This is a genomic window from Anaerolineales bacterium (assembly GCA_015075725.1).
GTDB lineage: Bacteria > Chloroflexota > Anaerolineae > Anaerolineales > Villigracilaceae > Villigracilis.
In genome coordinates, this window is sequence record JABTTV010000001.1 from 2,124,365 (window position 1) to 2,140,541 (window position 16,177).

The window sequence follows — 16,177 nt, forward strand, 5'->3', positions numbered from 1 at the left end:
AACGAAGATGAAGGAATCGGCGGCCAGGATTTTGCTATAGGTTGTGGGGTTGGGGCAGGTTGGAGCGTTTCCCACTATTGTTCCAATGGTAAATCAGAAACTTGCATTGAGCAAGGTCGAAATGTCACCAATCGTCAACTCTTGCTGACTGGCGAAGCAGTGCCGAAGCATCATTACGGTGTTGCGGTTGAAAAATCGTATTCCACCTCCCGAATGACGAGGTTGGAGAATGAAACAACCACAGGGGTTTCTCCCGCCGAACGGACGAAGACCCCGATCGTGCCGATGGGAAAGGATGGATCGCTGATGCTGAATTGATAACGTCCGTTCAGAAAGAGACGCATTTCATTCCCCACCACCCAAACGCCGATGCGCACATTGCCAGGCGCGCCGGGGGGAACGTCTCCGCTGGGAATCGATTTTTGCAAGGCGAGCCTGACGCTGTTCGTTATCCTTTCTCCGCGGACGCTGCCGTTGCAGGCGAGGGCAAAGCGATAATACGAGCCGCCGTTCGCGCGGATGAGCACGCCGTAGCTATCTTCGCCTTTGCACAGACTGGGTTGGGCGGAGATCTCGGCGTAGTAGTCGGTGAGCAGGGTATCCTGACGCAGGCTGGTCATGTACACTCCGCTTTGCACCGCGAGCGTAAGACGGTGATCGTTGATGGACGAACTGGCTTCGTTCGATGCGGCGATCTCCCAATCGGAGGGGTTCGAAAAATTGTCGGTGATGATGTCTGTGCTGAGGCCCGGGCGCATCTCTGGCGTGGGGGCTTTGGTGGATAAATTCTGGGGTGTAGGCGTTTCTGATGGCGGGAACCAGATGCGGGTCGAAGTGGGATGCGGAGTTTCCGTCAAGGGAATGGGCGTGGAAACGGCAAGCCAGTTGTCCATGAATGAACATGACGAGAGGAGGAATGCCGTGAAGCCGGATAAGAAGAGCCGTTTGAAAGTCATTGGGTTTTTATGACAGTAATTCGTTTCAATATGTCGTAAAATATCATTGATGTCATTCTGAGCGGCGCAAGCTGCCGCAAAGAATCTCCATGCCCGCAATAAGAGATCCTCTTCTGCGCTCAGGGTGACATGACCAAAATATTCTAGCATATCTGGAGATGAAGATGACCGATAAGCAGGTGCTGATAACGGGTGCGTGTGGAGAGATTGGTCAGGCGCTGGTGCAGGAACTTGCGAAGAAGAACGGCTATCGGATCGTGACATCGGACATTGCGCCTTTGCCGGATTCGATCAAGGATCTTGTGGCGGAACATGTTCAAGGGGATTTGGTTTACAAGGTAAAAATATTTTACGATTACGATTTCGATGTGATCTTCCATCTGGCGGCGTCGCTTTCGTCGAAGGCGGAGATCGCGACCGAGGAGGCGCACCGCATCAACGTGGAAGGTACGATGCAGCTGCTGATGCTGGCGGCGTATCGTTCGGAGAAATACAAGAAGGCGGTCAAGTTCTTATTCCCCAGTTCAATCGCAGCGTATGGGATGCCGAACTTGAACGTGAAGAAGAGCGTGGGCGCGGTCAAGGAGGAGGAATGGGACGAGCCGCACACGATGTATGGATGTAATAAGTTGTACTGCGAAAAACTGGGGATGTATTATGGCAAGTATTTCGGTCAGAAACATTTGGATGAAAACCCGCCGGTGATGCTGGACTTTCGCGCTCTGCGCTTCCCCGGTTTGATTTCAGCGTTTACATTACCAAGCGGCGGCACAAGCGATTACGGTCCCGAGATGCTTCACGCGGCAGCTCAAGGCAGGGACTATGCCTGTTTCGTGCGCCCCGATACGAAGATTTCGTTCATGGCGATGCCGGACGCGATCAAGTCATTGATGATGATCATGGACGCGCCGCGCGAGAAGTTGACGACGAATGTTTATAACGTCGCCGCTTTCGCCATTACCGCCGAAGATTTCCGCCAGCGCGCGTTGAAAGCGTTCACGAATACGAAGGTGACCTACGAACCGAATCCGCGCAGGCAGGGCATTGTGGATTCCTGGCCCGAGGATGTGAACGACTCCCGCGCCCGCAAGGATTGGAACTGGAAGCCCGATTACGATGTGGACCGTTTCTTCGAGGAGTATTTTTTGCCGGAGATTCGGAAGAGGTATGGGAAGTAATAAAAATGCCGGATATAAAAGGTTTATACAGCTAACGTATAAACCCTAATTAGCGCTTACGCACTAAAGATAATAGGTGAAAGAGATGAAACTTAAGTTGTCTTGGCGTTTTCTACTTCAATTATTTTCGCTTCTAGCATTTTTAATTTCCATTATATGGATAATCAGAGAACCAAAATTCGATTCTTTTTCTGCTCTATTCACTGGTATAGCAGGTTTTATTGCTTCCTTTGCCACAAGTGATTCTCCAATCCTTGCACCCAAAAATAATCGCCAAAAAATGCTGGAAAAAGTAAATGCTATTTGGATAACAGGGGTTTTAGATAAAGCACTTCAAGGGACGAATCCTTTGCAGTTGCAATTGAAATACGAACCCGACTCAGTGAAATCAGGTCCAGAATGGATTAAAAACTCTATTTCATACAATGACGAAAATATCTTTCTTGAAGAATCATCCCTCAAATTATTTGAGCAGGCTGGGCGAGAACTGTTAGTACTTGGAAAGCCAGGCACGGGAAAAACGACTTTCTTGCTTAAACTACTAAAAGACCTAATAACTCTCGCGCTTGCCAACGAAAAGCAACCTATACCAATAGTTCTATATCTATCCTCGTGGAGTAAATCAAGAAAAGCAATAAAGGATTGGATCGCAGACGAACTAAGCGAGAAATATCTTATTCCAATCAATATATGCAATCAGTGGGTGAACGGGAACGAATTATTGTTATTATTAGATGATCTTGATGAAGTTCAAGACCAGTTTCGAAATGATTGCATTGTTGCGATAAATGAATTTAAGAAAGATCATATGGTTGATATTGTTATTTGCAGTCGCGCAGATGAATATCAGTTATCAAACACTAAACTGGGATTATCAAAAGCAATAGCGATACAGCAATTAAGTTACAAAGAGATCGACTCCTATCTTTCTTTATTTAGTGAAGAATTCCTACCACTACGCAAATCCCTTTATTACGATTCTAGTCTTAGAGAGCTAATAACAACGCCATTAATGCTTAGAATTGCGATGAGAGCAAACAAAATCATCTCCGACACATCATCAGTAAAAGGAAATTTGAAGCGCGAGCAAATCATAAACCTCTACGTTACACAGATTCTTGGTGAAAAGAGAGCGGACGTTGATATTCGTCCAAAAGAACTCCATAGGTTCTTATCATGGTTATCGCGTCAATTAATAGCGCGCGACCAATCAATTTTTTTGTTAGAGCAGTTACAAGATGACTGGCTCAATACCCCGTCTCAAAAGAAAATTTATTATTTTATTACCATCGGTTTCGGAGCGTGCGCGGGGATAATTGCAAGTTTTTTCGGCACATTACTGAGCATAATTACTGGATGGGCTAATTGGGTATTAACTGCACCACCATTTATCCTCATTGGCGGAATTTTAGGGGCTATATTGCTTATAACTAATTTAAGAGTCAAAATTATTCCTGTTGAAAAGTTGGTTTGGAAACTTCGATGGTCATGGAAGGCAGCGAGAAAAGGGATGATTAATGGCATTATTCTTGGTTTATTTGGCTGTATTGGCTTAGTCGCCTTCGTTGCGTTTATAAATAATGCCCGCGAGGAAACCTTTGAGACGCAGGTTATAAGTTTGTTGGGAACAATAATTTTCGCAATCCTTATATCTGTCGCGGTATCCATTTTTCTAGGCTTTATCGGAGCAATAACAGGTGGAATTAGTTATAAGTGGATGCTGACTGGAATAACATTAGGCATTGTGGGGGGAGTTTTCACGACCATATATGCGGGTTTTGTAGGCTTCTATATACTACGTTATTTTGACCCCGAAGGCATGGACAATGCTATGGATGCGTTTCTAATAATAATAACATTGAACGGATTATTGCAAGGTTTTATCAAAGGTCTTATATTTGGTCTACTAGGAGGAGTTGTCGGAGCCGTTGTACATGGTCTAAAAGGTTCTGATATGGATACAAAGATAATCCAGAATCAAGGTATCTACTATTCAACGAAAAATGCTATTATTGTATGGTTATTTGTTCTATTAAGCATTGGTGCGATTGGTGGTTTGATAACAATGCCAGTGTCTGAAGCCATTATTCTCGGCAACTTGGGAGAGCTTGAATTTCCTATAGCACTTGGCTTTGGGAGCCTCTTTGGATTGATCGTTGCAATGCAATTTGGCGGATATGCCGCAATAAAACATTACGCACTTCGGCTGACAATTGAAAATGGTAAAACCTTACCAACAGGTATAATAAAATTATTAAACAATGCTGTGAAATTAAATTTAGTACATAAAGTTGGTGGAGGCTTTATGTTTACACACCGCTTGATAATGGAATACTTTGCAAACCAGGGAAAGAAAGTTCAATTCGAGACAAAACGCAGCTAACGAAGCATGCAGCAACTGTCTTGAAAGTCAAGAGCAAAACCTCCTTAAAGAGAAATTGCCATGCCCGCCAACCCCATAGACCAATTCATCTCCAACTATCTGCCCAAAGAGCAAACCATGCTGATGTGCAGGCCTGCGCCTGGGGTGGAGGCATTGGCTGACCCGCGCCAAAAGGAGTCATTCGATGACTGCCATGACTGAAAAAGAGAAGATGTTGGCCGGAGAAAGATACAATATGCTCGATCCCGAATTGGATTCCGAACGCCAAAAAGCCCAAAAATTAATGCGGTTATACAATGTGAGTGAAGGTTCAACTGAACAGCAAAACATTCTCCGGCAAATGTTGGGTGCAGTTGGCAGGAACTCGATCATCTGGCCGCCCTTCTACTGTACTTATGGAAAGAACACTTATCTTGGCGATGATGTTTTTCTAAATTACATGTGTGTCATTTTGGATAACAATGAAGTACGGATCGGGGACCATGTCATGATCGGACCAGCCGTCCAGATCTACACAGCCGCGCATGATCTTCTGGCGGAGACCCGGAATCAGGGTTGGGAAACAGCCAAACCGATAATTATCGAAGATCATGTGTGGATAGGAGGCGGCGCCATCCTATTGCCGGGAGTGAAGATTGGCAGAAATGCCGTAGTCGGCGCTGGGGCAGTGGTTACGCGGAGTGTTTCTACGAATACAGTCGTGGCTGGCAACCCTGCAAAAGTCATAAGAGTTCTCGAGCAGTAAAACTATTCAAGTCTCTGCCCCAGCGCGAGAGGAACTTTCTTTGCCAATAAAAACCATGGATGAATTCATCTCCAACTACCCGCCCGAAGTCCAAACCATCCTGCAAAGGATTCGGTCGGTGATACACAAGTCCGCACCGGGGGCGGAGGAGGCGATGAGTTATGGGATTCCCTCCTTCAAGCTCAATGGCAAGAACCTCGTGCATTTCTCCGCGTTCAAGGAGCATATCGGCTTTTACCCCACGCCGTCTGGGATTGCGAAATTCAAGAAGGAACTATCCGCGTATGAAGGGGCGAAAGGATCGGTCAAATTCCCGCTGAATAAGCCGATTCCGTATGCGTTGATCGGGAAGATCACGCAGTATCGTGTCAAGGAAGTGATGGGGGAAAAGAAAGTAAAGACGAAGAAGAAAGCGTAATCAATAAGAACTCCGAGGTTTTCCCCTTTCGGGGACAAGTCAAAACCTCGGAGGTCTGCATTATTACTTTCCCGCCGCTTTCGCTCTTGCTAAAACCTTTTGCGCGTTCTTCAACAGCGGCATGTCGATCATCTTGCCGTCGAGCGAATACGCGCCCTTGCCTTCTTTTTGACTGGCTTCGAACGTTTCGACGATTCTTCTTGCATACGCAATCGCTTCAGCGGATGGAGTAAACGCCTCTTGCACGACCCGAACCTGATTCGGGTGAATAACCTGTTTCCCGCTGAAGCCGAGTCCTGCCCCAAACTCCGCTTCGGCTTTGAGCGCTTCCAGATCCTTGTAATCGATCGCGACGATATCAATCGCCTGTAAATCATACGCCGCGCAAGCGACGATGACCGCCTGCCGGGCATATAACAACTCCAACGCCTCTTTGGTCCGTGTTGCGCCAATCGACGCCGCGAAATCCTCGCCGCCGAAAATGACTGCATCCAAACGCGGATGCGCCGCGATCTCTTTCAGACTCAATATCCCTTTGGCAGTTTCCACCCCGATCAAAATCCGAATCGAATTAAGCGCCCATCCATACTTCAACTCGGCATCTTCGATGATCCTGCCTGCCCATTCCACCTGCTCAAACGATTCGACCTTCGGAATCACGATCCCATCCGGGTGGTAGGGGAGAACCGCTTCAATATCATCCTGCTCCCAGCCCGAACCGACCGAGTTGATGCGCGCCAGTTTTTCGCTCGCGCCAAAGTCCAGTTCTTGCAATGCCCTGGCGATGGTGGCGCGCGCCTCGGCTTTCTTGTTAAAGGCGGTACCGTCTTCCATGTCCATGCAGATCGAATCCACGCCCAGGGTAATGGACTTGGTGATCATCTTCCAATTGTCACCGGGCATGTAAAGCAGGGCTCGTCGTGAGTGCATAAATTTCCTTTCAACTTCCGGCTGCGCGATCCAAATTGATCAATAACCGTTCGAGAAACCGTGAGGACTGCAGGATGGATTCAGGGTCAAGCAGTGCGGGGGTGTCGTTCTTAGTGTGAATGATCGTATCCACAAGCGGAAAGATCCCGCTGGAAGTCAGCGTCAAGGCGGGAACCCGGTTCATCACAAAGAGCATGTGGTCGCCTTGCACCCAGGGTTCGATCCATTCGATGAGATTGAATGCTTTGCGAGTCTCATCACAAACAGAATGGATGGGTTCAGGACATTCCATGCAGGAAATGCCGATGCGGCTGTCCTTCAATCCCACTCCATCACAATTGATGTTCAACAAAATGTTCCGGAATTCCGCCTGGTATTTATCGAGGAAGTGGATTTCACCGGCGTTGGAATAATGATCCTCTCCGTTGAAGGCGACGAACTCCAGGCCGAAGCCGAAGGCCTGGGATTGTAGAATCAGGCTGAGGGTCAGAAGGGAGGCGATGCCGGAGGCATTGTCCAATGCGCCGGGCGTGCCCGGCTTGGTATCCATGTGCGCGGTGAGAACAACCTTATTCTTTCCGACCCTGCCGGGCTTTCTGGCGATCACATTCGCTCCCCTCGACGGGCGTCTCTCGCTGACGATGGTCAGCGCGATGTTGCTGCCAGCAGTCAGCAACTCCCCGGCATGGTTCTTTGCGACCACGGCGTTGGGGATATCGAAATCGCCATCTTCGAAAATGGGAGTGGGTTGTTCTTCGTTGAAACTGACTGCAACGATGGCGGCGGGTTTATTCTCTTCGAGCAGGCGGATGATCTTTTGGTGCTCTTCCGGATTCCAAAACCTGAAGTTCTTCGGCATGATGGCTTCGCGGGTTAGTTCGCCGTGAAGGACGGCGATCCTGCCGCGGATGTCTCGCGTTTCAAGGTCGTGGATGTTTGCCAGTGTGACAGGTTCGGCGGTGATATTGCAGGGTAATGAATAAGGAGAAATGGATGCGGGGATATTATGCCCATTAGCATGCAGTAAGACGCTCTCTCCGCGCCAATCCATGCAGGTGAAGTCTTGATCTTCGACCTCGCATCCATGTTGCCTGAAGGAGTTGCCGATGAACTCCTGAGCGCGTTGATTATGGCGCGAGCCGAGCGGTCGGTCTCCGATGCGGATGCATAGCTTTTCAAGTACCTGGTCGATGAATGCGTTCGGGTCGGTCATGTGGGAGAAGGTAGCCGGGCTTTATTTTTTGAGGAACATCACCGTTCGTTCGAATTCCACAACGATTGTTCCATCGGGCTTCCTACCGGTGCATTTTATCTTTATTAATCCCGCACTCGGTCTTGATTTTGATTCCCGCTTCTCGATGATTTCGCTTTCTGCGTAGATCGTATCGCCGTGAAAAACCGGGTTGGGATGCACGACCTTATCGTAGCCCAGGTTTGCCACAATGGTTCCTTCGGTCAACTCCGCCACGGTCAAGCCGACGACCAAGCCGAAGGTGAAGATGCCATTCACCAGCCGTTGACCGAACTCGGTCCTGGAGGCAAAATCTTCGTTGACATGAAGCGGTTGGGTGTTCATCGTCAGCGCAGAGAAGAGCACGTTATCCATCTCGGTCACCGTCCGACCGCCGTGTTTGAACTTCATCCCGACTTCGAGTTCATCGAAATATTTTCCGGTCATGTTACTCAACCTCCACCAAGATCTGTTCGCGTTCCACCGTCTGCCCCTGCGTCACCGAAACCGATTTGACCACGCCATCCTTTAAAGCCTGGATGCGGATCTCCATTTTCATGGCCTCCATCGTGAGCAGGGTTTGACCTTTCTTCACAGTCTCTCCCACGCTGACGGAAACGCTTCGAATCTGACCCGGCATCGGGGCGATGAGTCCCCCGGCATGTTCATGGCGGACGCCCTGTTTTGCGCCCGAGGTTTTCGTGAGCATCAGAGTCTGCCCATTGACCGTCACCCAGCGCTTCGCCATATCCGATGAGACATGCGCTGTCACACGCTGACCATCAACCAATAAATCCAGGCGTCCGTTCGCGGCGCGGAGAATTTGCACATTGACCGTCTTCCCGTCGATCATGGCAACAAAATTTTCGCCGGATGGGTTAAGTTCGATGGTTTGGGAGTCGAAGGTTGTTTTCATGGTTAATTACGATAATTCCCCGTTTGCTTCCACGGGTTGAAGGGATCGGTCTCATTCGAAACGGCAGGTTGTGTCTTCCCGCCAACGAAGACCACATCTGCCAGTGCGGCGGCGATCAGGACGTGCAGTTCAGGTTGCGGCACGCTCCACCCGCCGAATTTCGATTCGACCCAGCGCGTTGAGACTTTGCCCTGCTTGAAATCGTCTGTTTCCAAAACGGCGCGCATGTAATCAATGTTCGTCACCACGCCGTGGACGATGAAATCGTTGAGGGCGTTCTTCATGCGTTTGATGGCATCTTCACGGCTGCCTGCATGGACGATGAGTTTTGCAAGGAGCGGGTCGTAGAAGTGAGTGACTTCATCGCCAGTAGCAAAGCCGGAATCGACGCGAATGCCGGGACCATGCGGTGGGATGAATTGCAAAAGCCTGCCGGTGCTGGGTAAAAATCCGGTCGATGGGTCTTCGGCGTAGACACGGCATTCGATGGCGTGCCCGTGTTGATGAAGGTCGCTTTGGGCGAAGGGGAATTTCTCTCCCGCCGCGATGCGGATCTGCCAGTGGACGAGGTCGAGCCCGGTCACAAGTTCGGTGACGGGATGTTCAACTTGCAGGCGGGTGTTCATTTCGAGAAAGAAGAAAGATGAAAGATTTGGGTCGAAGATGAATTCTACGGTTCCAGCATTGTAATAGCCTACCGCCCTTGCGGCGTTGACTGCAGCTTGTCCCATTTGTTCTCGAAGCTCAGGAGTGAGCAGGGGAGAAGGAGATTCCTCGATGATTTTTTGGTGGCGTCTCTGCACGGAGCATTCACGTTCGAAGAGATGAACGAAGTTGCCGTGTTTATCGCCGAAGACTTGAACTTCGATGTGGTGCGCTTCGGCGAGATATTTTTCGATGAGCAGGCGTTCATCCCCGAAAGCGTTGAGCGCTTCGCGTTCAGCGAGTTCGATGGCTTCTTTCAACTCGCTTTCAGTATTGACCACGCGCATTCCCCTGCCGCCTCCGCCCGCCGCGGCTTTAATAAGAACGGGATAGCCAATTTTCTTTGCGGCTTTCTTGAAATCGTCGTAACTATCCAAGCCTTCATTGCCGGGGACGGTGGGCACCCCTGACTTCTTCATCAGGGTCTTCGATTCGGCTTTATCGCCCATCGCGCGGATCGAATCGGCTGAGGGACCGATATATGTCAGATTCGCTGATTCAACGGCGGCGGCGAAAGAGGCGTTCTCTGAGAGAAAGCCATAGCCCGGGTGGATGGCATCGGCTTGGGAGTCGCGCGCGGCTTGGATCAAGACATCCACATTCAAATAAGATTCATTGGGCGCAGCATTCCCGATGAAAACGGCTTCGTTTGCAAATTGAACGTGCTGCGCATTTTTATCCGCCTCCGAATAGACGGCGACAGTTTTGATGCCAAGTTCGCGGCAGGCGCGCATGATGCGAATGGCGATCTCGCCGCGGTTGGCGATGAGGATTTTATTGAACACGCAACAACTCCAATAACTCGTTTTCGCGATCGCGCTTCAAACCGGCTTTTAGTTCGTATCCTTCGGGGCGTTCGAACTCCCAGTCGTAAATGTCCTTGATGGTCTGGGCGAGCGGAGTAAAGGTAAGACCGGCGTTTACCGCTTTGGAAATATCCACCTGGGAAACACCGGCGTCATCCCCGACTTCGGGAATCCAGATCGGCATGTCGCTCCACGGCGCGACGTTGTTCTTTTCGAGAAAATCCACCGGCGCCCATTTGAAATTTGCATTGCTTTTGCTGATGCGTTTGCACGTCTCGAAAACGGTGCTGAGCGTGACCGGGTTGCTGGTCGCATTGAATGTGCCCGAGACGTTTTGATCGATGAGTTTGATGATGAAATCAGCAAGGTCGCGCGCATCGATGAATTGGGTCATGGCGGAGGGATTATCGGGAACGAGAACGTCGCCGCCTTTGGCAATGCGCAGGGGCCAATAAGTGAAGCGGTCTGTTGGGTCATGCGGACCGACGATCAGGCCCGGGCGGATGATGAGCGAACGCGGACCATACACATCCTGCACGACTTTTTCACACAAAGCTTTCAGGGATCCGTAGGTTTCGCCGGTGATCTCTTCCAGGCTTTCATCGGCAAGCGTTCCCACGGCATCACTTTCTTTGATGCCGATCTTTTTGAAACTGGCATAAACCGAAATACTGGATATATAAACATACCGACCGACTTTTTCTTTCAATGCTTCGGCGGATAAGCGGACAATTCGTGGAAGGTATCCACACGTATCAATGACCGCATCCCACTCCGCCGTGAGTTGGTCCAGATCTTTTTCCCGGTCTCCCTGTATGGCTTTGACTCTTCGAAACAACCCGGGATTGCTTTTGCCGCGGTTGAAAAGAGTCACTTCATGTCCGCGCGCGCGGGCGGAGTTGACAAGATGCCGTCCGACGAAACGCGTCCCGCCGATGATGAGAATTTTCATGCATTCACCTTTTTAAGAACGGCTTCGGTGGCTTTGGCTTCTTCGCCTTCGGGTGTGATGTTGAAGGCGGTGATGACCAGTTCGTTCAACCTCAATTCCACTTCGGTGCGCCAGCCCCAGTCCGGTCCACCGGTGGGATCAGGGTAGGAACCGAGGACGAAGAATCCATTCTCTTTTGCATTGCCTTCGCAGAACATGATGGCGGTATTGTTATGGAACGAGTCCACCCACGAGGCTTCGTAGCGTTCGAGCGTGGTGTTGTACCCGAAAGTGAACATGCCGTGCTGCGGCTCACCCTCGATGGTGGATTGGTAGAGAAATAATGCAAAGCGTCCGTCTAAAACCAATTGGATGGTTCCGACGATAGGGGCTTCATTAGCGAGTTTGCCCGGCTCTAACCATAACTTGCTCGTACCTTTCCAATTCCCGGCGAGTTGGGCAAGAAAATGATGAGGGCTTCCGGTTGATTTTTCGAAGGTCATACTCTAACCTGCCTTATTCGTCAATTTTATAAGCGAATACCCGATTGTCTCCAAAGGGAACAATCAGTAAATCATCAAAGATCAAAGGGCCGCGATCAGGCTGATGTTTCGCCGATGCGTTTGCCTGAACCGAAAGTTCACCCAACTTTTCTCCGGTTTGTGCGCTTATTCTGAACAGATTTGTATCACTATTTCTCACAAATATCGATCCAAAAACTTCCACAGGACATTCTAGACTTCCAGTTTCTTGACTGGTCCAACTATGTTTCCCATCAAATTTACTGATTGCTACAAGTTGTTGGGCTGAAAGATAGAGAATATCCTTTGATATGAAAATACAATTGAACTCATATGACCCTATGTGCGGAAAGGTCTTATCCCATAATAATTTCTGCGAATTGATGTTAATTGCTATAACTCGAGAAGCCCTTTCATCTGTAAGATAAAGAACTTCATCATCCAACCACATTGGACCGCTGTAACCACCGATATCGAATTTCCATTGAAATCTACCTGATTGGGACTCAAATACCTGCAGAAGATCCTCCTGCGCAACGTAGATATGATTTCCTCCAGAAACAATGTATGGGTTGCTTCGACCAGTGATTGATTTTTCCCATAAAACATCCCCTGTTTTTAGATCGTAAGCTGTAAGAAACCAATCCCACCTGGCAACGTAAAGAAATTCTTGATTGATTGTGTACGACTCGATATTGGCTTGTTCATATCCGGGTGGTAATGAACGCCAAATGAATTTTCCTGTATCAGAAGAAAATACTGCAACACGTGATCCTTTCTCAGGAACTACCAAATATATGCCGTTAATCTTTGGCTTCAGAGTTGGAAAAATGACACTTGACTTGTCACTTGCTTCGGTTGCTACTTTCCATACCAATTTTCCACTATTGCCATCTATTTTGTAAATCGCGCCGCTTGTTCGAACATATATGAAATCGCCATCTTTTATAGGCGTCGTTACCACTTTTTCATCGGCTTTGAATACCCAAGAAACTGTTTGTGGAAAATTGTTTAGGGCAATTGGCTCTTTGGGGTTCCGTAATCCATTATTATGAACTACATATTGTACAATCACCCATCCTAGCACAACAAGAATAAAAAACACTAATGAGTCGCTCAGCTTGTTTATCGTTTTACTGGAGAGGCCTTGTTTATTTACCATTTGTGCATTTACATCCTAAACACACCAAACCCGCCGTCTTCCTTCGGAGCGTTCAACACAATGGACAATGCAAGCCCCAAAACCTGACGGGTATCTACGGGATCGATTACTCCATCATCCCAAATTCTGGCTGATGAATGGTAGGGGCTTCCCTCGCGCTCGTATTTTTCCAACAGCGGACGTTTGAACTCTTCCGCTTCTTCTGCGTTGAGGGGCGGTTTGCCCTCTCGCGCGAGTTGATCTTGCTTGATGGTGAGCATCACGTTCGCGGCTTGTTCTCCGCCCATGACGGCGATGCGCGCGTTGGGCCACATCCACAGGAAACGCGAGCCGTAGGCGCGGCCCGCCATGGCGTAGTTGCCAGCGCCGAACGAGCCGCCGATGACAAGCGTCAGTTTGGGGACACGGGTCGTGGCAACGGCATGGACCATCTTCGCGCCGTCTTTGGCGATGCCGCCGGTTTCGTATTCCTTGCCGACCATGAAGCCGGTGATGTTTTGCAAAAAGATGAGCGGAATTCCGCGCTGATCACACAATTCGATGAAATGCGTGCCCTTCAAAGCTGATTCGCTGAACAAGACTCCGTTGTTGGCGATGATGCCAACGGGATAGCCATGGATTCTCGCGAAGCCGCAGACGAGAGTGATGCCGTAGCGCGATTTGAACTCGCGGAACTTGGAACCGTCCACGATGCGGGCGATGATCTCGCGGACGTCGAAGGACTCTTTGAAGGTGCGCGGCAGGACGCCGTACAATTCGTCGGCGGAGTATAAAGGCTCCTCGGGTGGAGCAACTTCGAGCCCGGAAAGATGCGAGTGGATGTGTCCACGCGGAAGAGTTTCAACAATCGAACGAAGAATTTCAATCGCGTGGTCATCATCCTCTGCGAAGTGATCGGCGACTCCCGATTTGCGCGTGTGGACGTCCGCGCCGCCCAATTCTTCGGCAGTGACATCTTCGCCTGTAGCGGCTTTGACCAGCGGAGGTCCGCCGAGGAAAATGGTGCCAGCGCCTTTGACGATGACCGCTTCATCACTCATCGCAGGGACGTACGCGCCGCCCGCCGTGCAACTTCCCATCACTGCCGCGATCTGCGGAATGCGCTTGGCAGACATGCGCGCCTGATTGTAAAAAATGCGCCCGAAGTGATTGACATCCGGGAAGACTTCATCTTGAAACGGCAAATTTGCCCCGCCAGAATCCACGAGGTAGAGGCAGGGCAAATGATTTTCTTCGGCGACCTGTTGCGCGCGCAAATGTTTCTTGACCGTCATCGGGAAGTACGAGCCGCCTTTGACGGTGGCATCGTTGGCGATGATGAGCACTTCACGATTCGAGATGCGCCCAATGCCGGTGACGATGCCCGCGCTTGGCGCTTCATTGTTATAAAGGTTGATCGCCGCCAGTGCGGAAAGTTCAAGGAAGGGCGCGCCCGGGTCGAGCAGACGTTCGATGCGTTCGCGCACGAACAACTTGCCCTGCTCTTCGTGGCGTTTGCGATACTTCTCGCCGCCGCCTTCGCGGACGAAGGCAAGATGCTTCTTTAATTCCTGCGCGAGAGTGCGATTGTGGTTTGTGTTGGCGAGGAATTCCGGGTCGGTTGGGGAGATGGCGGTCGGGAGGGTTTCCATGTAGTAGTTTGTAAATAGGAAATGGGAGATAAGGAATCGGCTTGGAGTTGGCGTGAGTTTAGCATAAAAGGGGAAGTTGCGAAATGCCCGCCTGCGATGACAGAAAGCGGATGAATGTCAGTTGTAATCATGTGCGGATTCTGCAAAGATGGGGTTATCTTCATCCAAGGAGGTTCGCTGATGAGACCGGTGTATGCAATTTCAGGCGGGGTGTCGAAATTTGCAAAGTCAAGACCCGATAAGACCTTCCAGGCGATCATCAAGGAGGCGTACGATTACGCGATTCAAGATATCGGATTGGACTTCCCGACCTTTACCCGCATCGTGGACGGCTCGGTCGCTTCGTACTTCTCGGATCATTTCACCCGACAGTTGATGGCTGGCATCATGGCTCAGGACTACCTCGGGCTGTGTCCCAAACCCGGTCATCGCGTGGAGGGCGGCGGCGCGACGGGCGGACTGTGCTTCCAGGAGGCGTGGAAGTCCGTCGCTTCGGGTCACATGGACGTGTGCCTGGCGTACGGCTTCGAGACCATGTCTCATGTGGAGACGTGGAAGGGCAACGAGTTCATCGCCTTAGCCTCCGACGTGTCGTTCGATTATCCCGCCGGGGGTTTTTATTCAGGCTACTACGCCATGATGGTGACGCGGCACATGAAGGAGTTCGGCACGACCGTCGAGCAGATGGCGCACGTCAGCGTGAAGAACTACATCAACGCCTTCCACAATCCGTATGCGCAGAAGAGTCAGCGCATCACCATCCAGGATGTGCGCAACGCGCCGATGGTGGCATGGCCCCTGACGCGGCTCGATATCTGCGTGATGTCCGACGGCGCAGCGGCGACCATTCTCTGCTCGGAGGAAGGGCTGAAAAAACTCGAAGCTGCGGGAGCGAAGGTGGCACGTCCGCTGGTGAAAGTGACAGGCATCGGTCGCGGCACGGACGCGATGCGCATGGCGGACCGTCCGCATGTGGATTATGACTTCTTCATGGAGAATTACGCCACCGAGTTGGAGAAGTCATCGGACGAGACCAAGAAATATTACAAAAAACTCTGGGAGCATGGCACGCGCTATCCGGGAGTCCATTCGTTCCGCGCGGGGCGGGCGGCGGGCAACATGGCGTGGAAGCACGCGGGCATCAAAGATCCGCTGCATGAATTGGACTTCATCGAGTTGCATGACGCGTATACCTCATCTGAAATTCAAACGTATGAAGATCTGGGCTTGTGTCGATATGGGGAGGGAGGTCCGTTCGCGGAATCGGGCAAGGCGTTCATGCCGAATATTGACTACGGCTTGAAGTTGAAAGACAAACCCGTCTGCACTGTGAATCCATCTGGCGGACTAATTGCCTGCGGACATCCCGTCGGCGCGACGGGACTCATGCAGGGAGTCTTTGCCATCTGGCAACTGCAAGGGACGATTCAAAAGCATTTCCGCGACGACCAGTTACAGGTCAAGAATGCGAAGCGGGGCGCGATCCATTCCCATGCGGGGACGGGGACGTATGTCACCGTGTCGGTGTTGGAGAGAGAAGGATAGGGTGGTCGAGTAGGCGGCGGGTCTCGGTACGTCCCTTCGGGACTACTCGACCATCGCCGCAGTATCGAGACCACAGGAGAATCTTATGAGCAAATTACCTTCCCAAAGAGAAGAAACCT

Annotated in this window: 16 protein-coding genes; 6 read left to right on the top strand and 10 right to left on the bottom strand. The window is 50.5% G+C overall.

Annotated features, from left to right (window positions below; all coding sequences use genetic code 11):
• Positions 1–173: 173 nt before the first annotated feature.
• Positions 174–956 carry a hypothetical protein gene (locus HS100_10300; protein ID MBE7434297.1) on the bottom strand — a complete coding sequence of 261 codons (783 nt, stop codon included), beginning with the start codon at positions 954–956 and terminating at the stop codon, positions 174–176.
• A gap of 164 nt (positions 957–1,120) precedes the next feature.
• Between HS100_10300 and HS100_10305 the strand changes: the two genes are divergently transcribed.
• The 5 genes from HS100_10305 to HS100_10325 all read left to right on the top strand — a co-directional run bounded on the left by HS100_10305 (position 1,121) and on the right by HS100_10325 (position 5,680).
• Positions 1,121–2,134 carry an NAD-dependent epimerase/dehydratase family protein gene (locus HS100_10305; protein ID MBE7434298.1) on the top strand — a complete coding sequence of 338 codons (1,014 nt, stop codon included), beginning with the start codon at positions 1,121–1,123 and terminating at the stop codon, positions 2,132–2,134.
• Between the two features lie 85 nt (positions 2,135–2,219).
• Positions 2,220–4,517 (top strand): NACHT domain-containing protein, encoded by a 2,298-nt coding sequence (locus HS100_10310; protein MBE7434299.1) that lies wholly within the window; start codon positions 2,220–2,222, stop codon positions 4,515–4,517.
• Positions 4,518–4,577: 60 nt separating this feature from the next.
• The gene (locus HS100_10315) at positions 4,578–4,718 is read left to right on the top strand and encodes a hypothetical protein (GenBank protein MBE7434300.1); all 141 of its coding nucleotides are present in this window, start codon (positions 4,578–4,580) and stop codon (positions 4,716–4,718) included.
• The gene (locus HS100_10320) at positions 4,711–5,262 is read left to right on the top strand and encodes a sugar O-acetyltransferase (GenBank protein MBE7434301.1); all 552 of its coding nucleotides are present in this window, start codon (positions 4,711–4,713) and stop codon (positions 5,260–5,262) included. The genes HS100_10315 and HS100_10320 overlap by 8 nt, the downstream gene beginning before the upstream one ends.
• 55 nt (positions 5,263–5,317) lie before the next feature.
• Positions 5,318–5,680 (top strand): DUF1801 domain-containing protein, encoded by a 363-nt coding sequence (locus tag HS100_10325; protein MBE7434302.1) that lies wholly within the window; start codon positions 5,318–5,320, stop codon positions 5,678–5,680.
• Between the two features lie 63 nt (positions 5,681–5,743).
• On the opposite strand, the gene HS100_10330 is transcribed toward HS100_10325, so the two are convergent.
• Genes HS100_10330 through HS100_10370 form a run of 9 tightly spaced genes read right to left on the bottom strand, consistent with a single transcriptional unit; the run spans position 5,744 to position 14,513 of the window.
• Entirely contained in the window at positions 5,744–6,610 is an 867-nt protein-coding gene (locus HS100_10330; GenBank protein MBE7434303.1) for a CoA ester lyase, read from the bottom strand.
• Between the two features lie 10 nt (positions 6,611–6,620).
• A complete protein-coding gene (locus HS100_10335) occupies positions 6,621–7,823 on the bottom strand; it encodes a M28 family peptidase (GenBank protein MBE7434304.1) in 1,203 nt (400 codons plus the stop codon).
• A gap of 21 nt (positions 7,824–7,844) precedes the next feature.
• Positions 7,845–8,288 (bottom strand): MaoC family dehydratase, encoded by a 444-nt coding sequence (locus HS100_10340; GenBank protein MBE7434305.1) that lies wholly within the window; start codon positions 8,286–8,288, stop codon positions 7,845–7,847.
• Position 8,289: 1 nt separating this feature from the next.
• The gene (locus HS100_10345; protein MBE7434306.1) at positions 8,290–8,757 is read right to left on the bottom strand and encodes a hypothetical protein; all 468 of its coding nucleotides are present in this window, start codon (positions 8,755–8,757) and stop codon (positions 8,290–8,292) included.
• Positions 8,758–8,759: 2 nt separating this feature from the next.
• On the bottom strand, positions 8,760–10,247 hold the full coding sequence (accC, locus tag HS100_10350; protein ID MBE7434307.1) for an acetyl-CoA carboxylase biotin carboxylase subunit: 1,488 nt from the start codon (positions 10,245–10,247) through the stop codon (positions 8,760–8,762).
• Complete coding sequence (locus HS100_10355) at positions 10,237–11,220, bottom strand: NAD-dependent epimerase/dehydratase family protein (GenBank protein ID MBE7434308.1); 984 nt, start codon at positions 11,218–11,220, stop codon at positions 10,237–10,239. Before HS100_10355 ends, accC begins: the two co-directional genes overlap by 11 nt.
• Positions 11,217–11,702 carry a DUF1579 domain-containing protein gene (locus tag HS100_10360; protein MBE7434309.1) on the bottom strand — a complete coding sequence of 162 codons (486 nt, stop codon included), beginning with the start codon at positions 11,700–11,702 and terminating at the stop codon, positions 11,217–11,219. The genes HS100_10355 and HS100_10360 overlap by 4 nt, the downstream gene beginning before the upstream one ends.
• Before the next feature lie 13 nt (positions 11,703–11,715).
• Positions 11,716–12,882, bottom strand: a complete 1,167-nt coding sequence (locus tag HS100_10365) for a PQQ-binding-like beta-propeller repeat protein (GenBank protein ID MBE7434310.1) — start codon at positions 12,880–12,882, stop codon at positions 11,716–11,718.
• Between the two features lie 8 nt (positions 12,883–12,890).
• A complete protein-coding gene (locus HS100_10370) occupies positions 12,891–14,513 on the bottom strand; it encodes a methylcrotonoyl-CoA carboxylase (GenBank protein ID MBE7434311.1) in 1,623 nt (540 codons plus the stop codon).
• A 180-nt stretch (positions 14,514–14,693) separates the two neighbouring features.
• On the opposite strand from HS100_10370, the gene HS100_10375 reads away from it, so the two are divergent.
• Complete coding sequence (locus tag HS100_10375; protein ID MBE7434312.1) at positions 14,694–16,058, top strand: thiolase domain-containing protein; 1,365 nt, start codon at positions 14,694–14,696, stop codon at positions 16,056–16,058.
• Positions 16,059–16,177 lie beyond the last annotated feature (119 nt).